This is a genomic window from Xenorhabdus sp. SGI 60, from assembly GCF_056632175.1.
The window spans coordinates 2,746,931-2,768,459 of sequence record NZ_CP196860.1 but is presented as its reverse complement, the minus strand read 5'-3'; the positions used below and the strand labels follow the sequence as shown (position 1 = coordinate 2,768,459).

15 protein-coding genes and 2 pseudogenes are annotated in these 21,529 nt (G+C 44.8%); 12 read left to right on the top strand and 5 right to left on the bottom strand.

The window, feature by feature from the left end:
* Positions 1–32: 32 nt before the first annotated feature.
* Genes kdpB through kdpF form a run of 3 tightly spaced genes read right to left on the bottom strand, consistent with a single transcriptional unit; the run spans position 33 to position 3,909 of the window.
* Positions 33–2,099, bottom strand: coding sequence for a potassium-transporting ATPase subunit KdpB (gene kdpB, locus ACSJJG_RS12755; protein ID WP_481089606.1), 2,067 nt, complete (start codon positions 2,097–2,099; stop codon positions 33–35).
* A gap of 22 nt (positions 2,100–2,121) precedes the next feature.
* Positions 2,122–3,819, bottom strand: a complete 1,698-nt coding sequence (kdpA, locus tag ACSJJG_RS12750) for a potassium-transporting ATPase subunit KdpA (RefSeq protein WP_481089605.1) — start codon at positions 3,817–3,819, stop codon at positions 2,122–2,124.
* Positions 3,820–3,909, bottom strand: coding sequence for a K(+)-transporting ATPase subunit F (gene kdpF, locus ACSJJG_RS12745; protein WP_065814091.1), 90 nt, complete (start codon positions 3,907–3,909; stop codon positions 3,820–3,822).
* A 350-nt stretch (positions 3,910–4,259) separates the two neighbouring features.
* On the opposite strand from kdpF, the gene ACSJJG_RS12740 reads away from it, so the two are divergent.
* Positions 4,260–4,478 carry a YbfA family protein gene (locus tag ACSJJG_RS12740; protein WP_481089604.1) on the top strand — a complete coding sequence of 73 codons (219 nt, stop codon included), beginning with the start codon at positions 4,260–4,262 and terminating at the stop codon, positions 4,476–4,478.
* Between the two features lie 182 nt (positions 4,479–4,660).
* A pseudogene (locus tag ACSJJG_RS12735) lies at positions 4,661–5,403 on the top strand (type 2 GTP cyclohydrolase I).
* A 33-nt stretch (positions 5,404–5,436) separates the two neighbouring features.
* On the opposite strand, the gene ACSJJG_RS12730 reads toward ACSJJG_RS12735, so the two are convergent.
* Positions 5,437–6,585 (bottom strand): MFS transporter, encoded by a 1,149-nt coding sequence (locus tag ACSJJG_RS12730; protein WP_481090438.1) that lies wholly within the window; start codon positions 6,583–6,585, stop codon positions 5,437–5,439.
* A gap of 119 nt (positions 6,586–6,704) precedes the next feature.
* Between ACSJJG_RS12730 and ACSJJG_RS12725 the strand changes: the two are divergent.
* Positions 6,705–7,479: pseudogene (locus ACSJJG_RS12725) on the top strand (AraC family transcriptional regulator).
* A gap of 111 nt (positions 7,480–7,590) precedes the next feature.
* Here the strand turns inward: ACSJJG_RS12725 and ACSJJG_RS12720 are convergent.
* Positions 7,591–8,874: a citrate synthase gene (locus tag ACSJJG_RS12720; RefSeq protein ID WP_481089603.1), complete on the bottom strand. Its 1,284-nt coding sequence runs from the start codon at positions 8,872–8,874 to the stop codon at positions 7,591–7,593.
* Between the two features lie 623 nt (positions 8,875–9,497).
* Here ACSJJG_RS12720 and sdhC point away from each other — a divergent pair.
* From sdhC to cydA, 9 genes are all read left to right on the top strand, one after another.
* Positions 9,498–9,887: a succinate dehydrogenase cytochrome b556 subunit gene (gene sdhC / locus ACSJJG_RS12715; RefSeq protein ID WP_074022583.1), complete on the top strand. Its 390-nt coding sequence runs from the start codon at positions 9,498–9,500 to the stop codon at positions 9,885–9,887.
* Positions 9,881–10,228, top strand: coding sequence for a succinate dehydrogenase membrane anchor subunit (gene sdhD, locus ACSJJG_RS12710; RefSeq protein ID WP_047770308.1), 348 nt, complete (start codon positions 9,881–9,883; stop codon positions 10,226–10,228). The genes sdhC and sdhD overlap by 7 nt, the downstream gene beginning before the upstream one ends.
* Positions 10,229–11,995 carry a succinate dehydrogenase flavoprotein subunit gene (gene sdhA / locus ACSJJG_RS12705; RefSeq protein WP_481089602.1) on the top strand — a complete coding sequence of 589 codons (1,767 nt, stop codon included), beginning with the start codon at positions 10,229–10,231 and terminating at the stop codon, positions 11,993–11,995.
* A 37-nt stretch (positions 11,996–12,032) separates the two neighbouring features.
* Positions 12,033–12,749 carry a succinate dehydrogenase iron-sulfur subunit gene (locus ACSJJG_RS12700; RefSeq protein WP_481089601.1) on the top strand — a complete coding sequence of 239 codons (717 nt, stop codon included), beginning with the start codon at positions 12,033–12,035 and terminating at the stop codon, positions 12,747–12,749.
* A gap of 335 nt (positions 12,750–13,084) precedes the next feature.
* A complete protein-coding gene (gene sucA, locus ACSJJG_RS12695) occupies positions 13,085–15,892 on the top strand; it encodes a 2-oxoglutarate dehydrogenase E1 component (RefSeq protein ID WP_481089600.1) in 2,808 nt (935 codons plus the stop codon).
* Between the two features lie 14 nt (positions 15,893–15,906).
* Positions 15,907–17,118: a 2-oxoglutarate dehydrogenase complex dihydrolipoyllysine-residue succinyltransferase gene (odhB, locus tag ACSJJG_RS12690; RefSeq protein ID WP_481089599.1), complete on the top strand. Its 1,212-nt coding sequence runs from the start codon at positions 15,907–15,909 to the stop codon at positions 17,116–17,118.
* A 158-nt stretch (positions 17,119–17,276) separates the two neighbouring features.
* Positions 17,277–18,443 carry an ADP-forming succinate--CoA ligase subunit beta gene (gene sucC, locus ACSJJG_RS12685; RefSeq protein WP_481089598.1) on the top strand — a complete coding sequence of 389 codons (1,167 nt, stop codon included), beginning with the start codon at positions 17,277–17,279 and terminating at the stop codon, positions 18,441–18,443.
* Positions 18,443–19,312: a succinate--CoA ligase subunit alpha gene (gene sucD, locus ACSJJG_RS12680; protein ID WP_481089597.1), complete on the top strand. Its 870-nt coding sequence runs from the start codon at positions 18,443–18,445 to the stop codon at positions 19,310–19,312. Before sucC ends, sucD begins: the two co-directional genes overlap by 1 nt.
* Positions 19,313–19,955: 643 nt before the next feature.
* Positions 19,956–21,527 carry a cytochrome ubiquinol oxidase subunit I gene (gene cydA / locus ACSJJG_RS12675; protein WP_481089596.1) on the top strand — a complete coding sequence of 524 codons (1,572 nt, stop codon included), beginning with the start codon at positions 19,956–19,958 and terminating at the stop codon, positions 21,525–21,527.
* Positions 21,528–21,529: the final 2 nt, after the last annotated feature.

Below are 21,529 nucleotides of genomic sequence, written 5' to 3'. Positions count from 1 at the left end.
CTATTTTTAAATACGCTGTAGTTAAAAAATCGTTAGTTAAACATTAAGGCAGTGAGCAATATGTCAATAAGCTTGATACCCACAAAAGGCACAAGCAGGCCACCAAAGCCATATACCCATAGATTGCGGCGCAAGAGTGACAATGCATTCATTGGGCGGTAACTGACGCCTTTTAGGGCCAATGGCAGTAAAAAGATGATGATTATCGCATTGAAGATAACCGCAGACAGTACCGCAGATTCAGGAGAGTGAAGATGCATGATGTTCAACACATTAAGTTGTGAGTATGTGACTGAAAAAGCGGCGGGGATAATGGCAAAATATTTAGCAATATCATTGGCAACACTGAATGTGGTCAAAGCCCCACGGGTCATTAGCATCTGCTTGCCAATATGGACAACTTCGATCAACTTGGTGGGATTGGAATCCAGATCGACCATATTGCCTGCCTCTTTCGCCGCCTGTGTACCTGAATTCATGGCAACGGCAACATCTGCTTGTGCCAGTGCTGGCGCATCGTTTGTACCATCACCCGTCATGGCAACCAGACGCCCTTCGGATTGATATTGGCGGATAAGGGCAAGTTTCGCTTCGGGAGTGGCTTCTGCCAGAAAGTCATCAACGCCTGCTTCGGCGGCAATTGCAGCGGCTGTGAGATGATTGTCACCCGTGATCATGACAGTCTTGATCCCCATTTTGCGCATTTCACTAAAGCGCTCTTTAATTCCGCCTTTCACAATATCTTTTAAGGCAACAACGCCCAAAACCTGCTGGTTCTCAGCAACAACCAAAGGTGTTCCTCCCTTATGCGCAACTTGCTGTACCAATTGGTCAATCACATCCGGGAAATGGCTATGATTAGCTTCAATATGGCGACGAATAGCATCGACAGCGCCTTTGCGGATCATGCGATTACCAATATTGACGCCACTCATGCGCGTCATTGCGGAGAAGGGGACAAATGTCGCGTTTAATTCTCGCAGATCACGTTCACGCATATTGAACCGTTGTTTTGCTAAAATCACGATACTGCGTCCTTCTGGTGTTTCATCTGCGAGAGAAGAGAGTTGAGCGGCATCAGCCAACTGCCGTTCCGTTACGCCCGATGCGGGTAAAAATTGGGATGCCTGACGATTTCCTAGCGTGATAGTACCCGTTTTATCGAGTAGCAAAACATCGACATCCCCAGCGGCTTCAATGGCTCGCCCGCTGGTAGCAATAACGTTGGCTCCCAACATCCGGCTCATACCCGCAACGCCAATAGCTGACAGTAACCCGCCAATGGTGGTGGGGATCAGGCAAACCAGTAAGGCAATCAAAACAGTAAGTGTAATCGGGGCGCCAGATTGGTTAGCCTGAACACTGAACAAGGAAAAAGGCAGCAAACTTACACAAACCAGCAGAAAAATAATGGTCAGCGCGGTGAGTAATATGGTGAGGGCGATTTCATTGGGGGTTTTACGTCGCCTGGCGCCTTCAACCATTGAGATCATCCTGTCTAAAAAGGTTTCTCCCGGATTGACTGTGCATTCGACGATTAACCAATCTGATAAAACTCGCGTACCTCCGGTGACAGAGGAAAAATCGCCGCCGGATTCGCGGATAACGGGCGCCGATTCTCCTGTAATAGCACTTTCATCAACAGAAGCACCACCTTCAAGAACTTCACCATCACAAGGAATAATTTCTCCGGCTTCTACCAGCACAATATCGCCTTTGCGCAAGGTGTCGGAGGTGACTTTTTCTTTTGTGGCTTCACAGTTGGGGGAGGCCAGTCTGGTCGCCCAACTGGTTTTTTTTACGCCTTTCAGACTGGAAGCTTGAGCTTTACTACGTCCTTCGGCCAGTGCTTCCGCAAAGTTGGCAAACAGGACCGTAAACCATAACCAGAGTGCAATGGTGCCGGTAAAGAGTGCGCTGCCTGTCAATTGTTCCACTAATATGCCGATCCATAAGGCGGTGGTCAGACAACTTCCCACATAGACAACGAACATGACCGGATTGCGCCATTGTTGGGCCGGATGACATTTTTTTAACGAATCGATCAGGGCATGGCGAATTAAAGTAGGTTCAAATAATACTTGTTGTTTATTTTTCATGCGTTACCTCACTCTCTCAACCTCACGGCCAAAGTTGTAGATGTTCTGCAATAGGGCCAAGAGCCAGAGCAGGAATAAACGTAAGAGCACCAATCAGTAAAATGACCAAAATGAGTAACCCGATGAAGAGAGAACCGTGGGTTGGTAAGGTACCACTGCTAATCGGCTGGCGTTTTTTGTTAACCATGGAACCCGCGATTGCCAGAACAGGCAGAATGATGCCAAAGCGCCCAAGAAACATGACTATTCCCAACAACAGGTTGTAAAAAATATTGTTGGCGTTGAGTCCGGCAAAGGCACTTCCGTTGTTGTTAGCTGCGGATGAGAAAGCATAAAGTACTTCGGTGAAACCATGAGCGCCGGGATTGGCAATAGCGCTGCGACCTGCATCGATTGAAATTGCTAAAGCAGTACCTAATAAAACCAGCGAAGGTGTGATTAAAATCGCGAGTGCGGCCATTTTCATGTCATAGACATCGATTTTTTTGCCTAAGTATTCTGGTGCCCGGCCAATCATTAAGCCCGCGATAAATACGGCAAGCAGAACGAACAGCAATATGCCATAAAGCCCGGAGCCTGCGCCACCGAATATAACTTCACCAATCTGCATTAACCAGAGCGGTATCATGCCACCCAGCGCGGTAAAGGAGTCATGCATTGCATTTACGGCACCACAGGAAGCGGCTGTCGTCACAACGCTATAGAGAGAAGAGGCAAGGATACCAAAGCGGGCTTCTTTGCCTTCCATATTAAAGTGGTTACCGATATTGGGATGGATGAGATGGGCATTGCCTGCGGTTTCGGCATACATCACAACGCTGGTGGCAATAATGAAAATAATACTCATTGCCCACAGCAGGGCATATCCCTGACGGTTGTCGCCAACAGCCAGACCGAATGCGAAACATAAGGCACAGGGGATCAAAAAAATAGCCAGAACCTGAACAAAGTTACTGAGTGCAGTTGGGTTTTCAAATGGATGGGCTGAGTTGGCGCCAAAAAATCCGCCGCCATTGGTTCCCAAAAGTTTTATGGACTCCTGGGAAGCAACGGGTCCCATAGGAAGCCATTGTTGCTGTCCTTCAAGGGAATGGATGAGGACATAGGGAGAAAAGTTTTGAATAACGCCTTGACTGACAAAGAATAAGGACACAATGATCGCAAGCGGAAGTAAGAGATATACAGTGATACGTGTAATGTCTATCCACGCATTTCCCACTGTTTTAGTGCCTTGACGGGAAAACGCCCGCATTAAGGCAAAAGCCACGGCAATTCCCGTTGCCGCAGACAGAAAATTCTGAACAGTTAATCCGGCCATTTGGCTCAGGTAACTGAGGGTATTTTCTCCGCTATAAGCTTGCCAATTGGTATTAGTGATAAAACTGATCGCGGTATTCAGTGCCAGATCCCATCTCATGCCAACAAAATGTTGTGGATTCAGTGGCAGGTGACCTTGGTTGATCAGCAGCGTAAACAGTAGTAATAGCCCGACTATATTGAATATGAGGATGGTGAGAGCATATTGCCACCAGTTCATTTCTTTAACATTGCTGCCCGGTTTTTGCAGGCCACAACAACGCCATAAGATAGTTTCTGTTTTGGTTAGCCAGTGAGGTAGCTCTCCTTCGACGAGTCTGGCAATCAGGATACCAAGCGGTTTAGCCAATAGAAATAGTATGAGCAGGAAACTGGCAATCAGTAAAAAAGCGGATATTGCCATTTAGAAATCCTCCGCATTCAATAACGCATAAATTAGGTAGCCCAGTAATAGCGTCACCAGAAAAATGCCAAGGATCAGAAAGATATTCATGGTGGTGTATCTCCTTGCTTATTTCTTCAAGAAATAGTCAGTTACAGCATAGAAATACCATACAAAGAAGTTATTAAAAGAATTCTTGTAAGCGTAAAAAAGTATAAATGATCTTTGGAATTCAACGATAAAGCATCATAGGGCAAGTGTAGCAAACTATGTTGAGTTAATTTTTTGTTTTCAATTTGTTTGTTTTGTTTCTGTTTAAGTATAATTTTGTAATTAAATTACGCAATCAAAGAAAAAAGGTAATTTATATCACTAAAAAGTGGTCGGATGAGTGGTAAGTTTTCATTTTATCGGATAAAATTTTATGCATATTACAGGTTAAGCCCACGAGGGGGGTATCAATGTCTATTTATCGTGCATACTCTTGGCATCAGATTCTCTTGCGGCGTATTGGCGCTATATCACTGGGTGTCATTGCGCTTCCTGTTATGCTGTTTCGTCATGATCGTGCCCGCTTTTATAGCTATCTGCATAAAGTATGGTTAAAAACCAGTGATAAGCCAGTATGGCTGGAAAGTTCGGAAACGGCGTCAGATACCGAAATCACTAAAATTGCATGACGATGTAGCCTAACCGGGCATGTTGAATATAACATTTGAACTATAGTATTTTGGCACCTTGTCGGTTTATGCTGGCAAGGTGTTTTGTTTTATATTGGATTTATAACCAATCTATTTTGACTTAATCCATGGCAGGTATGTATTTTATGCTAAAGAAAATGCTAAGTGGCAGGGAGAATGTGATGAACAATGTTGAATTGGAGCATGTGCTCAATACGGAATTGAAGATCCGTGAATTTCAAGATTACGCCCCCAATGGATTACAGGTGGAAGGCCGCCCCCATGTTCAACGGGTCATTACCGGCGTGACAGCTTGTCAGGCACTATTGGATGAAGCCGTTCGTCTTGGGGCAGATGCTGTCATCGTTCATCATGGATACTTTTGGAAGAATGAATCCCCGGTTATCCGTAGCATGAAGCGGCACCGTTTGCAAACACTGCTTTGCAATGATATCAACCTGTATGGCTATCATCTTCCGTTAGATGCCCATCCTGCTTTGGGTAACAATATCCAATTGGCTCGTCAGATGGGTATAAAGGTTATCGGCGAGATTGATACTCTTCTTCCTCATGGTGCTTTTGAACAGCCTGTTACACCGGCAGAATTGACTGAACGTCTCGAAAAAACCTGGAGAGAAAGGTCCTGCATTGTGGTGATAATGCACCGGAAGAGATCCGCACACTGGCATGGTGCACAGGCGGCGGCCAAGGTTTTATTGAACAGGCGGCTGAGTTTGGCGTTGATGCTTTTGTGACAGGAGAAGTATCGGAAAAAACTATTCATGTAGCCCGTGAAATGGGACTGCATTTTTTTGCGGCAGGGCACCATGCGACAGAGCGCTATGGCATCAAAGCGCTCGGTGAATGGTTGACGAATAATTATGGGTTGGATGTGACTTTTATCGATATTCCTAATCCGGCTTGATTTTTTAGTAAATTATTATCTAGCCCCTGGGTTTTATTTCCATTTTGGGAAGTGGGGCTTTTTATCTTGCAAGAGAGATAAAATAATCATTGCAATCCCACAGCATATTAATACGCTGCCTAATGCCTGACTCCAGCCTGCCAATGCCAAACCAAGTCCCAGCAGCAAATAGTAAAACAACCCAAGTAAAGCACCAGCTGTACCTAGCCTGTCTGAATAGTTAGTTAATGCAGTAGCTAAAATATTTGGGATCGCCAGTCCATAAGCGATAACTATTCCCAATATTGGAAAAATAAAAAGCCCGCTATTTTCGAGCAGGTATACACCGATCCCACTGAATAAACTGATTAATGAGGCAAGGGTAACTAATTGGGTTGATATCCATTGTTGTTTTAATAGATATTTGTTTAATAGCGAGCCTAATGCAACGCCGAAAGTTAATAACAAGCCAGTATAACCAAATATTTTCTGTGATAACCCAAATTGCTGGAAACGAAATGGTGCTAATTGGTAATAGCTGAATAAACAAATATTAAAAAATGCGATCAAAAACGCATTTCGCCAAATTGAAATATCTTTAAGCATCATAATTACTGTGCTGAATAAAGCCACTTTTGTTACGTCAGTTGGCCGGGTTTCTGGTAATCGGGTAATAGACCAACAGATCAGGATAACTGCCAGAATAATTAACCCAGCAAAGACTGCCTTATAGCCAGCAAAATAGTTCAATATTGAACCACTGAGCATACCAATAGCAGGACTGATTGCTAAGGCAATTCCCATAATGGAAAGGACTCGCGCTAACTCTTCCTCACGATAAGTATCACGCATAATGGTTTGTGTGCCGACAGAGCCAACGGCGGCTCCGAAAGCAGACAGCATTCGGGCAACGAGTAATAACCAAAATTGTTGTGTCAATAATGCCAGCAGGGAAGCGAGGCTATAGAGTGATAGACCAGCAATCATGGTTGGGCGTCTGCCAATGACATCACACATACGTCCCCATACGACAACACCAAAGGCAAAAGCAAAAAAGTAGAGTGATAATGTTTGGCCTGCTTGCTCTGAGTTGACGGAAAATCCAGCAGCAATATTGGTTAATGCGGGACTATAGATGGTTTCTACGATCTGCGGGAACATCATCAAGGCAATAGCGAGCCAAAGTGATGGTTTAGTTTGCATGATTTTTTTCTTTTGCTGATAAGTAATGGCTTGAAAGGTTAGCATTATGGTCACTGTCTTTTTATGATAATAAAGACTATTTGTTTATTTAATCGGACATTAAATCAGAAGGAATCAACATGGCGTGGTTGCAACAAAGTGATTATTTTGATCCTGATAGCTTGGATATGCCTGTGATAGGGATCGCAGCAGAAATGGGGCAATACGATTCGGGCTTTCATCAACATAATATGGGGCAGTTGTTGTTTACCCAGCGGGGCTGTATCAAGATCACATTGGCAAACCAAATTTCTGTTCTGCCTCCAACCAGAGTGGCATGGATACCCCCCAAGATACGACATCGGGCAGAAATGCATGGCTCTGTAGGCTATCGTTCTATTTATTTAAATTCTAGTTACTTGGAATTTTCTGTTTTCGACGCAAAGTGAAATATTAGAAGCCACACCACTATTACAGGCCCTTTTGGAGCGTATCGCGACATCTTCTTTGGATTCTAATTGGTATCAGGGAAAAGGAACAAATTTGTTAGCACTATTTTTTGATGAGATCCGTGAGGCTCGTAGGGAACCAACCTTATTACCGCTACCCTCTGATCGGCGTTTAGCACATTTGTCATTTGATCAATTGCCATCACCATTACACATACTGGCTACTTATATTGGCGCCAGTGAGAAAACCATTACCCGGATATTTCAGCGTGAGACAGGAATGAATTATCAACAGTGGCGGCAGCAATGGCGATTGGTAAAGGCAATAGAGTTATTGGCGCAGAATAAAACGTTATCCTATGTTGCACTGGAACTCGGTTTTGCCAATGATAGTGCATTTGTGACATTTTTTCGCAAAATCATGGGGAGGCCGCCAAGAGAATATATGGCGGGTTCAAAGAGATAAAACAAAACTACACCCCTAATATCAGAATAAAAACTAACATAAGAGGTGCAGAAATACACTATTCAAAATATGCCAGAACTTGACTGGATATGAATAGTGTTATTGATTCAATTACTTTTTCAGCTGGCTCTTGAAATCGCGTTGCGTGTGACCAGTATAAAGTTGGCGCGGACGGGCGATCCTCAAACCTTCATCGTGCATTTCATTCCAGTGGGCAATCCAGCCAATCGTACGGGCAATAGCAAAAATCACGGTGAACATGGTCGACGGAATACCCATCGCTTTCAGGATAATGCCTGAATAGAAGTCAACGTTTGGATACAGTTTTTTCTCTATGAAGTAGGGGTCATGCAAGGCAATGCGTTCTAATTCCATTGCCACTTCCAGCAGACTGTCATTCAGACCAAGTTCATTCAGCACTTCATGGCAGGTTTCACGCATCACTGTCGCGCGAGGGTCGTAGTTTTTGTAAACACGGTGACCAAAGCCCATCAGGCGGAAAGAGTCATTTTTGTCTTTGGCGCGAGCGATGAATTCAGGAATGTGTTCGACAGTTTGGATCTCTTCCAGCATCCGCAAGCAGGCTTCATTTGCTCCACCATGTGCTGGTCCCCAAAGGGATGCAATGCCCGCAGCAATACAAGCAAATGGGTTGGCACCAGAAGAACCCGCAGTACGTACCGTTGAAGTTGACGCATTTTGTTCATGATCAGCATGCAGAATGAAAATGCGATCCATAGCGCGTTCTAATACTGGATTAACTTTATATTCCTCACACGGTGTTGAGAACATCATGTACAGGAAGTTAGCAGCATAAGACAGATCGTTGCGTGGATAAACGAAAGGTTGTCCAAGGGAATACTTGTAACACATTGCCGCAACAGTTGGCATTTTGGACAGCAGGCGGTAAGCAGTGATTTCACGGTGGCGGGGATTATGGACATCCAGAGCATCATGATAGAAGGCCGCTAGTGCGCCTGTGACACCACACAGTACAGCCATTGGATGGGAATCACGGCGGAAACCATGGAACAGACGGGTGATCTGTTCGTGGATCATAGTATGGCGAGTCACCGTAGTTTTAAATTTTTCGTATTCTTCGGGAGTGGGGGGTTCGCCATATAGCAGAATGTAACAGACTTCCAGATAGGTCGATTCCGTTGCAAGCTGATCGATGGGAAAACCACGGTGTAGCAAAATGCCTTCATTGCCATCAATATAGGTGATTTTCGACTCACAGGAGGCAGTGGAAGTAAAACCTGGATCATAAGTATAGAAGCCTTTTGAGCCGAGGGTACGAACGTCAATCACTTCAGAACCTAGGGTCGGCGTTAGTACGTCTAGTTCGATAGCAGCTGAACCATTTATGTTCAACGTAGCCTTTTTATCAGCCATTTATATCTCCTTAGCGCTTATTTTTTATAACCCCTAACAACCAGATAGGCGCAATTTATACTGTGCCGAAGGCATTGTGCTACCGGAGAGAATTTAAAATCAGGCTGGTATCACATTTAACGCTGAAATCTCATTACGGACGACAATGGTTTTCAGGTTGTTAAAAAGTTTTTGGAAGTTATGTTTAAAGTATTATTTACATAAAATGTTATCATTTTGTGCTTATATGATACTTTTACATAACTTTTATTTTTCGTTAAGATTAATTTTGCATCATAAAATGATGGCAAATAATATATAACGACATATATGTAAGATAAATGTTTAATCTTTGTCAAACAAGATTGTTGATTTTATGAAAAATGTTTGAAGCGTGATCTTTCTCACTGTTCAAGCTAAATGTTAATAATCATATTGTGTGGCAATTGTAATAACAATGTGAAGTACTTATACTTCCGTGAGGTCTCCGGATTATCCTGATGTAGGAGCACCCAGCGTAACCAAATCACAACTTTTGATGAACAGTAGGGATTGTTTAAGTTAATTATGTTGTGTCTTTGTATCCTCTTCGCGCTGTCTGATTCCCGCCCAGGACCGGAGGATGGAAAATAAAAAAAAGCTTTGTGGGCAAAATTGTGAAAAAACAAAGACCTGTCAACCTTGATCTGCGGACGATTAACCAACCCGTCTCCGCGATAGCGTCGATCTTGCACCGTATCTCAGGCGTCATTACCTTTATCGCAGTTGGCATTCTGCTGTGGTTATTGGGGATGTCTCTGTCTTCGCAAGAAGGCTTCCTGCAAGCATCTGAAATCATGACTGGCTTCTTCGCCAAATTTATCCTGTGGGGGATATTGACGGCGCTGGCTTACCACATCTGTGGAGGTATTCGCCATGTGTTGATGGATTTTGGTTTCCTGGAAGAAAATCTCGCTACCGGTAGTGCATCTGCCAAAGTAGCAATAGCGATCGCGGTTATTCTGTCTATTCTGGCTGGGGTATTATTATGGTAAGCAACGCATCCGCTTTGGGTCGTACAGGTATTCAGGATTGGCTGCTATTGCGTGCATCCGCAATTATTATTGTTTTGTACGTCCTCTATCTCGTCGGTTTTGTCGCAACAACATCGGATATTACCTATGAAGTCTGGCGAGGTTTCTTTTCTTCATCCCTCACTAAAGTATTCACTGTGTTGACTCTGCTTTCCATTCTGGTTCATGCGTGGATTGGAATGTGGCAGGTACTGACAGATTATGTCAAACCGCTCGCACTGCGTCTGGTGTTGCAACTGGTGATTATCGTAGCGCTGTTAACTTATTTGATTTACGGAACAATTGTGGTGTGGGGTGCATAAATGAAACTGTCGGTAAGAGAGTTTGACGCTGTTGTTATTGGTGCTGGTGGCGCAGGTATGCGTGCTGCACTGCAAATTTCACAAATGGGTTTATCTTGTGCGTTAATTTCCAAGGTATTCCCAACCCGTTCCCACACAGTTTCAGCACAGGGTGGGATCACGGTTGCTTTGGGCAATACCCATGACGATAACTGGGAATGGCACATGTATGATACGGTGAAAGGCTCCGATTATATTGGTGACCAGGATGCCATCGAATATATGTGTAAGACTGGCCCAGAAGCTATTTTGGAACTGGAACACATGGGGTTGCCGTTTTCCCGTCTGGATGATGGCCGTATTTACCAACGCCCATTTGGTGGGCAATCCAGAAATTTTGGTGGCGAGCAGGCCGCTCGTACTGCCGCTGCTGCTGACCGAACCGGTCACGCGCTATTGCATACTCTGTATCAGCAGAATTTAAAAAACCACACGACTATCTTCTCTGAATGGTACTCGCTAGATTTGGTTAAGAATCAGGATGGTGCCGTTGTCGGTTGTACCGCGATTTGTATCGAAACTGGTGAAGTGGTCTATTTCAAAGCTAAGGCGACTATTCTGGCCACGGGTGGTGCCGGCCGTATTTTCCAATCCACGACTAATGCGCATATCAACACCGGTGATGGTGTGGGGATGGCGTTGCGTGCAGGTGTGCCTGTTCAGGATATGGAAATGTGGCAATTCCACCCAACGGGTATTGCTGGAGCGGGGGTTTTGGTTACAGAAGGTTGTCGTGGTGAAGGTGGTTACCTGCTAAATAAAGATGGTGAACGCTTTATGGAGCGTTATGCGCCAAATGCTAAAGACCTTGCTGGTCGTGATGTAGTCGCACGTTCTATGATGATCGAAATCCGTGAAGGCCGCGGCTGTGAAGGCCCATGGGGTCCGCATGTCAAACTGAAACTGGATCATCTGGGTAAAGAAGTGTTGGAATCCCGCCTGCCAGGTATCCTTGAATTATCCCGTACTTTCGCCCATGTCGATCCAGTAAAAGAGCCGATCCCTGTTATCCCAACCTGTCACTATATGATGGGGGGGATTCCAACTAAGATTACGGGTCAGGCGCTGACAGTCAATGAAAAAGGCGAAGATGTGGTCATCCCTGGCCTGTTTGCTGTGGGTGAAATTGCTTGCGTATCTGTTCACGGCGCAAACCGTCTGGGGGGTAACTCACTGCTTGACCTGGTGGTATTTGGTCGTTCCGCAGGCTTGCATTTGAAAGAATGCCTGATGGAACAGGGTACGAGCCGTGATGCCAGCGAATCTGATGTCGATGCAGCACTTCAACGTCTGAACCGTTGGAATAATACCCGTTCAGGTGAAGATCCAGTGGAAATCCGCAAAGCATTGCAGGCTTGTATGCAGCATAATTTCTCGGTATTCCGTGAAGGTGATGCGATGGCAAGAGGACTGGAAGAGCTGAAAGTGATCCGCGAACGTCTGAAAAATGCGCGTCTGGATGATACTTCATCAGAATTCAATACCCAACGCATTGAATGTTTGGAATTGGATAACCTGATGGAAACAGCTTATTCAACTGCGGTTGCTGCGAACTTCCGTACAGAAAGTCGTGGTGCTCATAGCCGCTTTGACTATCCAGAGCGTGATGATGCTAACTGGCTGTGCCATAGCCTGTACTTACCGCAAACTGAGAGCATGACTCGTCGTGAAGTGAATATGCAGCCAACGCTGCGTGAAGCATTTCCGCCGAAAGTGCGTTCTTACTAATTGCATTGCTGATGTTCCAGTTGCGGAGAGATAGATTATGAAACTTGAATTTTCCATTTATCGTTATAATCCAGATGTCGATGATGTGCCTCGTATGCAGGACTACACACTGGAAGCAGAGGAAGGGCGCGATATGATGTTGCTGGATGCGCTCATCCAGCTAAAAGAGCAAGATCCAACCTTGTCATTCCGCCGCTCTTGCCGTGAAGGGGTTTGTGGCTCTGATGGCGTGAATATGAACGGTAAAAACGGCTTGGCATGTATTACACCTATTTCAGCGTTGCGTCGTGGCAATAAAAAAATTGTTATTCGCCCATTGCCTGGTTTGCCTGTAGTTCGTGATTTGGTTGTTGATATGGGGCAGTTCTACGCGCAGTATGAGAAAATCCGCCCTTATCTGATTAATGATGGTAAAAATCCACCCGCGCGTGAGCACCTGCAATCACCAGTACAGCGTGAAAAACTGGATGGTTTGTATGAATGTATCTTATGTGCCTGTTGCTCAACGTCTTGCCCATCATTCTGGTGGAATCCAGATAAATTTATCGGCCCAGCCGGTCTTTTAGCGGCATACCGTTTCCTGATTGATAGCCGTGATACTGAAACAAGTTCACGATTGGATAATCTGAATGATGCATTCAGTGTTTTCCGTTGCCACGGAATTATGAATTGCGTCAACGTATGTCCTAAGGGATTGAATCCGACAAAAGCGATTGGTCATATTAAATCTATGTTGCTGAAACATAGCGCATAGCAAAATAAAAATTTGTGCATAAATAACACATAAATAGTGTGTAAATAGTGCATATAATGTTGCCCTCCACAATTTTGAAATAAATATCAAATCAGTGGAGGGCATTAAAGAATGAAAAATGATAAATTGCCTGCTGCTAAAAACGAAGTATGTTTCTAAATAAAGGGATCTTTAAAAACTGATATTCGGTTTTTAAAGGTTCCTTGAAGGGTAGGAAAACCCATAGAAGAACATGCATTAAGCACGTCCAAATGAACCTTTTATCAACACCGCTAATTAAGCGGTATTTGTTAACCACGGCGAAAACTAAAGCTTTTAAAGCTTAAGGGATCACAATGCAGAACGGCGCAATGAAGGACTGGCTGGACTCAAGCTTTCTGGCTGGTGCAAACCAGTCTTACATAGAGCAAATCTATGAAGACTATATAACCGATCCTAATTCTGTTGATGCAAGTTGGAGAGAAATTTTCCAACAATTACCGGAAGCAGGATTTAGCGGCGAACAACTTCACTCACAGACACGCGATTATTTCCGTCGTCTGGCAAAAGATGCCACACGTTATCACACTTCAGTCAGCGATCCAGCAATGGATGCAAAACAAGTCAAAGTTTTGCAGCTCATCAATGCATTCCGCTTCCGCGGACACCAACATGCAAACCTTGATCCATTGGGATTATGGAAGCAGGAACCTGTACCTGATATTGATCCTGCTTTCCATAATTTAACAAAAGCGGATTTTGAAGAAACGTTTAATGTTGGTTCTTTTGCCATTGGTAAAGAGACCATGAAATTGGCTGATCTGTATGACGCGCTGAAACGCATTTATTGCGGTTCAATTGGTGCGGAATATATGCACATCACCAATACGGAAGAAAAACGTTGGATCCAGCAACGTCTGGAATCAGTGACAGTCAGTTCACAATTTAGTGCGGAAGAAAAGCGTCGTTTCCTGAAAGAATTAACATCCGCGGAAGGTTTGGAACGCTATTTAGGTGCTAAATTCCCAGGGGCGAAACGTTTCTCCCTGGAAGGTGGCGATGCACTTATCCCTATGTTAAAAGAGTTGATCCGTCACGCAGGTAAACAAAGTACCCGTGAAGTGGTCTTGGGAATGGCTCATCGTGGTCGCCTTAACGTGTTGGTCAATCTCTTGGGTAAAAAACCGGTAGATCTGTTCGACGAATTTGCGGGTAAACACAAAGAGCATCTGGGTACAGGCGACGTAAAATACCATCAAGGTTTTTCTTCTGATTTTGAAACCGAAGGGGGTTTGGTGCATTTGGCACTGGCCTTTAACCCCTCTCACCTTGAGATTGTCAGCCCTGTTGTTATCGGTTCTGTACGTGCCCGCCGTGATCGTCTTGATGAAGGCCGTAGCAACATGGTTCTGCCTGTCACCATCCACGGTGATGCCGCAGTCACAGGGCAGGGGATTGTTCAGGAAACGTTGAACATGTCTCAGGCTCGTGGTTATGAAGTTGGCGGTACGGTTCGTATCGTAGTGAACAACCAGATTGGCTTCACCACTTCCAACCCGAAAGATGCTCGTTCAACACAATATTGTACTGATATTGTGAAAATGGTTCAGGCACCGATTTTCCACGTTAATGCAGATGATCCGGAAGCTGTTGCATTCGTCACACGTCTGGCGCTTGACTTCCGTAATACCTTCAAAAGTGACGTTATGATCGATCTGGTGTGTTACCGTCGCCACGGTCATAACGAAGCTGATGAGCCAAGTGCAACTCAGCCACTAATGTACCAGCAAATCAAAAAACAACCAACTGCACGTAAAATCTATGCAGATAAGCTGGTCGCGGAAGGTTTGCTGGAAGCCAATGACGTTACTGAGATGGTGAATCTGTATCGCGATGCATTGGATCATGGTGAATGTGTTGTCGATGAATGGCGTCCAATGGGGCTGCATTCATTCACATGGGAACCCTACCTGAACCACGAATGGGATGAAGAGTATCCACATAAGATGGATATGAAACGTCTGCAAGATCTTGGCAAAAGCATCAGTACTGTTCCTGCCGAAGTGGTAATGCACTCACGTGTTGCGAAAATCTATGGCGACCGTGCAGAAATGGCGAATGGCAATAAGTTGTTTGACTGGGGTGCTGCGGAAACACTGGCTTACGCGACCTTGGTTGATGAAGGTATTCCTGTCCGTATCTCTGGTGAAGATGCGGGACGTGGTACTTTCTTCCACCGTCATGCCGTTATTCATAACCAAAACAATGCTTCTGTTTATGTACCTTTGGCGAATATCCACAATGGACAGGGTGTATTTAACGTATGGGATTCTGTCCTTTCAGAAGAAGCTGTACTGGCATTTGAATACGGTTATGCAACAACTGAACCGCGTGTCCTGACGATTTGGGAAGCCCAATTTGGTGACTTTGCCAACGTGGCTCAGGTTGTGATTGACCAATTTATCAGCTCTGGCGAACAGAAATGGGGCCGTATGTGTGGCTTGGTTATGCTGTTGCCACATGGTTATGAAGGGCAGGGACCAGAGCACTCATCGGCACGTCTGGAACGTTATCTGCAACTGTGTGCTGAACAAAACATGCAGGTTTGCGTACCATCGACTCCAGCTCAGGTTTATCACATGCTGCGTCGTCAGGCTCTGCGTGGTATGCGCCGTCCTCTCATCGTTATGTCACCGAAATCGTTACTGCGTCATCCATTGGCAGTGTCTACTCTGGATGAATTGGCGAATGGCAAATTTGAGCCAGTAATTGGTGAAATTGACGCTTTGGATCCAAAAGGTGTTAAGCGCGTTGTGCTTTGTTCCGGCAAAATTTATTACGATCTTCTGGAACAGCGTCGTAAGAATGAACAGACCGATGTTGCTATTGTGCGTATTGAACAGCTGTATCCATTCCCACGTCAGCAGCTGCAAGCTCAATTTGAGCAGTATGCCCATGTTCATGATTTCGTCTGGTGTCAGGAAGAGCCGCTGAACCAAGGGGCTTGGTATTGCAGTCAACATAATTTCCGTGAAGCGATCCCATTTGGGGCGTCTTTACGTTATGCAGGTCGTCCGGCATCTGCTTCCCCGGCTGTGGGATATCCGTCTGTTCACCAGCAGCAGCAACAAGCACTGGTTAATGACGCACTGAACGTTGAATAAATTAAGGATAGAAAATGAGTAGCGTAGAAATTCTGGTTCCAGACCTTCCTGAATCTGTTGCAGATGCCTCTGTTGCAACGTGGCATAAAAAACCAGGTGACACCATAGAGCGTGATGAAGTGCTGGTTGAAATTGAAACGGATAAAGTTGTTTTGGAAGTACCAGCAAGTGAAGCAGGTGTTTTGGAATCTATTTTGGAAGAAGAGGGCGCCACTGTTCTGTCAAAACAACTGTTAGGTCGTATCCGTTTAGGTGACAGCACGGGGATACCTGCCGAAGTAAAAGCCAAAACAGAGGCAACGCCAGCGCAGCGTCAGACCGCATCTTTGGAAGAAGAAAGCAACGATGCTCTAAGCCCTGCTGTTCGTCGTCTGATTGCAGAGCATGATTTAGATCCTGCTGCCATTAAAGGCAGTGGTGTTGGTGGTCGCCTTGTCCGTGAAGATATCGAAAAATATGTCGCTGAGAATAAAAAAGAGAGTGATAAGCCCGCTGCATCTGCTGAACAGCCATCCTTATTGCCACACCGCAGTGAAAAACGTGTCCCAATGACGCGTTTGCGTAAGCGTGTTGCAGAACGTTTGCTTGAAGCGAAGAACAATACGGCAATGCTGACGACTTTCAATGAAGTCAACATGAAGCCAATTCAGGAATTGCGCAAGCAGTATGGTGATGCGTTTGAGAAACGTCATGGTGTACGTCTGGGCTTTATGTCTTTCTATGTGAAAGCGGTTGTTGAGGCGTTGAAACGCTATCCAGAAGTGAACGCTTCCATTGATGGCACGGATGTGGTTTACCACAACTATTTTGATATCAGTATTGCTGTATCTACACCACGTGGCCTGGTTACACCAGTATTGCGTGATGCAGATGCATTGAGCATGGCTGACATGGAGAAAAGCATCAAAGAGCTGGCTATCAAAGGCCGCGATGGTAAATTGACCGTTGAGGAACTTACTGGTGGTAATTTCACCATTACCAATGGTGGTGTTTTCGGCTCCCTGATGTCCACCCCGATCATTAACCCACCACAAAGCGCGATCCTTGGCATGCATGCCATTAAAGATCGCCCAATGGCTGTAAATGGTCAGGTTGAGATCCTTCCGATGATGTACTTGGCACTGTCCTATGACCACCGTCTGATTGACGGTCGCGAGTCAGTCGGCTTCTTGGTGACCATCAAAGAAATGCTGGAAGATCCAACACGTTTGTTGCTGGATGTATAGCATCACTATCGGCGGAGAGTGTTAACTCCGCCAAGTCTGAAGTAGTACGACGTTGATGTAAAAATATATGCAGGCCAGTCCCTTGGGGCTGGTCATATCCAGAGCAACAAAATAGAAGGTAATTTACCTTTCTTAAATTAAATTATGGATAGAACATCATGAATTTACACGAGTATCAGGCAAAACAACTTTTTGCACGGTATGGTTTACCAGCACCTGCTGGCTATGCTTGTACCACACCGCGCGAAGCAGAAGAAGCAGCATCCAAGATTGGTTCAGGTCCTTGGGTCGTTAAATGTCAGGTTCATGCAGGTGGCCGCGGTAAGGCTGGTGGCGTGAAAGTCGTCAACAGTAAGGAAGATATCCGCACTTTTGCTGAACAATGGCTGGGTAAACGACTGGTAACTTACCAGACAGATGTGCAGGGGCAACCTGTTCATCAGATCTTGGTGGAAGGGGCAACTGATATTGCCAAGGAGCTGTATCTCGGGGCTGTTGTTGACCGCGGTACACGTCGTGTAGTGTTCATGGCTTCTACTGAAGGTGGCGTCGAAATAGAAAAAGTGGCGGAAGAAACGCCCGAACTCATTCATAAAGCCATTATCGACCCACTCTCTGGTCCTATGCCGTATCAAGGCCGTGAATTGGCATTCAAACTTGGTTTGACTGGTAAACAAGTGGGTCAATTCACCAAGATTTTCTTGGGATTGGCTAACCTGTTCTTAGAGCGTGATTTGGCATTAGTTGAAATCAACCCTCTGGTGATCACAACGCAAGGTGATCTGGTTTGTCTGGATGGAAAATTGAGCGCTGATGGTAATGCTATGTTCCGTCAGGCTGAACTGCGTGAAATGCACGATCCTTCACAGGAAGATTTACGTGAAGCTCAGGCTGCACAGTGGGAACTGAACTATGTTGCACTGGATGGCAATATTGGTTGTATGGTGAATGGTGCAGGTCTGGCAATGGGAACGATGGACATTGTCAAACTGCACGGTGGTGCACCGGCAAACTTCCTTGATGTAGGTGGTGGTGCAACAAAAGAGCGTGTTACCGAAGCATTCAAGATCATCTTGTCAGATGAAAATGTTAAGGCGGTTTTGGTTAATATCTTTGGTGGTATCGTCCGCTGTGACTTGATCGCTGACGGCATTATTGGTGCGGTGGAAGAAGTGGGTGTTAACGTACCGGTAGTCGTTCGTCTGGAAGGAAACAATGCTGAACTGGGTGCTAAAAAACTGGCGGATAGCGGTTTGAACATCATTGCAGCTACCAGTTTGACAGACGCAGCTAAACAGGCAGTCGCAGCAGCGGAGAATAAATAATGTCTATTTTAATCGATAAAAACACCAAAGTGATTTGTCAGGGTTTTACTGGTAGCCAAGGTACTTTTCACTCCGAACAGGCGATAGCCTACGGCACTCAAATGGTGGGTGGCGTAACACCGGGTAAAGGTGGCACTGAGCATTTAGGATTACCTGTATTCAACACCGTACGTGAAGCCGTTGAAGCAACGGGGGCAACTGCTTCTGTAATCTACGTTCCGGCACCATTCTGTAAAGATTCCATTTTGGAAGCGATTGATGCGGGCATTAAACTGATCATCACTATTACAGAAGGCATCCCAACACTCGATATGTTGACCGTTAAGGAAAAATTGGATCAAGCCGGTGTTCGTATGATTGGTCCTAACTGTCCGGGTGTCATTACACCTGATGAGTGTAAGATTGGCATTATGCCTGGGCATATTCATAAGTCAGGTAAAGTGGGCATTGTTTCCCGTTCAGGCACACTGACTTATGAAGCGGTTAAACAGACCACAGATGCTGGGTTAGGGCAATCTACCTGTGTTGGCATCGGTGGTGACCCGATCCCGGGTTCGAACTTCATTGATATTCTGCAAATGTTCCAGCAAGATCCACAGACAGAAGCGATTGTCATGATTGGTGAAATTGGTGGTACAGCCGAAGAAGAAGCTGCGGCTTATATCAAAGAACATGTGACTAAACCGGTTGTTGCTTATATTGCGGGTGTAACTGCACCTAAAGGTAAGCGCATGGGCCATGCCGGAGCGATTATCGCAGGTGGTAAAGGGACAGCAGACGAGAAATTTGCTGCTCTGGAAGCGGCGGGCGTGAAGACGGTGCGTAGCCTTGCAGACATTGGCGATGCTGTAAAAGTGTTATTGGCATAAGAAGCATAAAATAAACTCTTTTGATAGAAAAAGGCTGCTTTAGGGTGGCCTTTTATTTTATTTATAATATTAACAATGGGTTAGTTCATTTATAAGATCCGTTGTTTTTCAATTTAATTGAACTGGATTTTAGTGAAATCTATTTATTTTATTAATTAAATTGGAAATATCGAAAAAATATATTCTTTAAAGAATGAAAAAGAAAAGTTAATTTTCTAATGCATTTTACAGCAAAAAATAAATTACAATCCATTGCAAATAACAACTTATTAACATCAAGTAAACCATAATGAAATAATAGCTGTAAAGATTAACAAAATAAGAAAAAAATTGACTAAAATCAATTTATTACTCTGGATTGTATTCGCTAAACTTGATTAAATTGATCTAGTATATATAGGTATTAATCTGAGAATGTATGATATTGTTGATCTATATTCAGAATTCTAAGCTGAGTCACGTAAAAGCTATTTATTGTATGTGAATATAGGCGTAATATTATTGTGGTATCTATTGAATTTTTGATTTTGTAATAATTCATTGTTGTGTTTGAGGCATTTATTGCTGGTAGTTACGAGACTTTCGTTTTACGAAGTCGGGTTGCCGCAAGTCGGTGTCTTCCTGCTAGGAGCAAGGAGTCAAGATGTTTGATATTGTCGAACTGTCACGATTACAGTTTGCCTTAACTGCTATGTACCATTTTCTGTTCGTACCATTAACGCTCGGTATGGCGTTTTTGCTTGCGATCATGGAAACGGTATATGTCCTTTCTGGCAAACAAATCTATAAAGATATGACAAAATTCTGGGGTAAGTTATTTGGTATTAACTTTGCCTTGGGTGTCGCAACGGGCTTGACCATGGAGTTCCAGTTCGGAACCAACTGGTCATATTTCTCACATTATGTTGGTGATATTTTCGGTGCGCCTCTGGCCATCGAAGGTCTGATGGCATTCTTCCTCGAATCCACATTCGTTGGTCTGTTTTTCTTCGGGTGGGATCGATTGAGTAAGAAACAACACTTGGCGGTTACCTGGCTGGTTGCATTAGGCTCTAACTTCTCTGCATTGTGGATCCTGATTGCGAATGGTTGGATGCAAAACCCGATTGCGTCTGACTTTAACTTCGAAACCATGCGAATGGAAATGGTGAGCTTCAGCGAACTGGTACTTAACCCGGTTGCTCAGGTGAAATTTGTTCACACTGTTGCAGCCGGTTATGTCACAGGTGCCGTTTTTGTACTGGGTATCAGTTCTTACTATCTGCTCAAAGGGCGCGACTTAGGGTTTGCCAAACGTTCTTTTGCTATTGCAGCCAGTTTTGGCATGGCTGCGGTACTGTCCGTCATTGTTCTGGGTGATGAATCTGGATATGAAATGGGGGACGTGCAGAAAACCAAATTGGCAGCTATTGAAGCAGAGTGGGAAACCCAGCCACCTCCGGCTTCATTCACGCTGATTGGTCTTCCTGATCAGGACAAAATGGAAAATAAATATTCCATCCAAATCCCTTACGTTTTAGGTTTGATTGCTACCCGCTCTACAGATACACCGGTCGTTGGTCTGCGTGATTTGATGAGCCAGCATGAGCAGCGTATCCGTAACGGTCTTAAGGCCTATGAATTACTGGAAGAACTGCGTGCAGGTAATGTTGATCCAAGTGTTCGCAGTGCATTCAATGAAAGTAAGAAAGATCTTGGCTATGGTATGCTCGTGAAGCGTTATACCCAAAACGTAACGGATGCGACAGAAGAGCAAATTAAAGCCGCAGCGAAAGACTCTATTCCGCGTGTAGCACCACTCTACTTTGCATTCCGTATCATGGTTGCTGCTGGCTTTATTATGTTGGTGGTTATCGGTCTATCGTTCCTGAGTGTTCTCCGTAACCGTATCGGTCAATATAAGTGGCTGCTACGTGCTGCATTGTTCAGCATTCCATTGCCGTGGATTGCCGTTGAGGCAGGTTGGTTTGTCGCAGAATATGGTCGTCAGCCATGGGCGATTGGTGAAGTGTTGCCAACTGCTGTCGCGTCTTCAACACGCAGTGTAGGCGATCTGATTTTCTCAATGGTGCTGATTTGTGGTCTGTACACTTTGTTCTTGATCGCAGAGATGTTCTTGATGTTCAAATTTGCCCGTCTTGGCCCAAGTAGCCTCAAGACAGGACGTTACCATTTTGAACAAAAAACCGCTTCTTCAGCGAATAATATTGAGTAAGC

Bases quoted from the DNA above. Each gene is read 5' to 3' on its own strand.
- cydA (WP_481089596.1), top strand. From the start codon at position 19,956: ATGTTTGATATTGTCGAACTGTCACGATTACAGTTTGCCTTAACTGCT.
- sdhA (WP_481089602.1), top strand. From the start codon at position 10,229: ATGAAACTGTCGGTAAGAGAGTTTGACGCTGTTGTTATTGGTGCTGGT.
- kdpB (WP_481089606.1), bottom strand. From the start codon at position 2,099: ATGAAAAATAAACAACAAGTATTATTTGAACCTACTTTAATTCGCCAT.
- sucC (WP_481089598.1), top strand. From the start codon at position 17,277: ATGAATTTACACGAGTATCAGGCAAAACAACTTTTTGCACGGTATGGT.
- ACSJJG_RS12720 (WP_481089603.1), bottom strand. From the start codon at position 8,874: ATGGCTGATAAAAAGGCTACGTTGAACATAAATGGTTCAGCTGCTATC.
- kdpA (WP_481089605.1), bottom strand. From the start codon at position 3,819: ATGGCAATATCCGCTTTTTTACTGATTGCCAGTTTCCTGCTCATACTA.
- kdpF (WP_065814091.1), bottom strand. From the start codon at position 3,909: ATGAATATCTTTCTGATCCTTGGCATTTTTCTGGTGACGCTATTACTG.
- ACSJJG_RS12730 (WP_481090438.1), bottom strand. From the start codon at position 6,585: ATGCAAACTAAACCATCACTTTGGCTCGCTATTGCCTTGATGATGTTC.
- ACSJJG_RS12740 (WP_481089604.1), top strand. From the start codon at position 4,260: ATGTCTATTTATCGTGCATACTCTTGGCATCAGATTCTCTTGCGGCGT.
- sdhD (WP_047770308.1), top strand. From the start codon at position 9,881: ATGGTAAGCAACGCATCCGCTTTGGGTCGTACAGGTATTCAGGATTGG.
- sucA (WP_481089600.1), top strand. From the start codon at position 13,085: ATGCAGAACGGCGCAATGAAGGACTGGCTGGACTCAAGCTTTCTGGCT.
- odhB (WP_481089599.1), top strand. From the start codon at position 15,907: ATGAGTAGCGTAGAAATTCTGGTTCCAGACCTTCCTGAATCTGTTGCA.
- sucD (WP_481089597.1), top strand. From the start codon at position 18,443: ATGTCTATTTTAATCGATAAAAACACCAAAGTGATTTGTCAGGGTTTT.
- ACSJJG_RS12700 (WP_481089601.1), top strand. From the start codon at position 12,033: ATGAAACTTGAATTTTCCATTTATCGTTATAATCCAGATGTCGATGAT.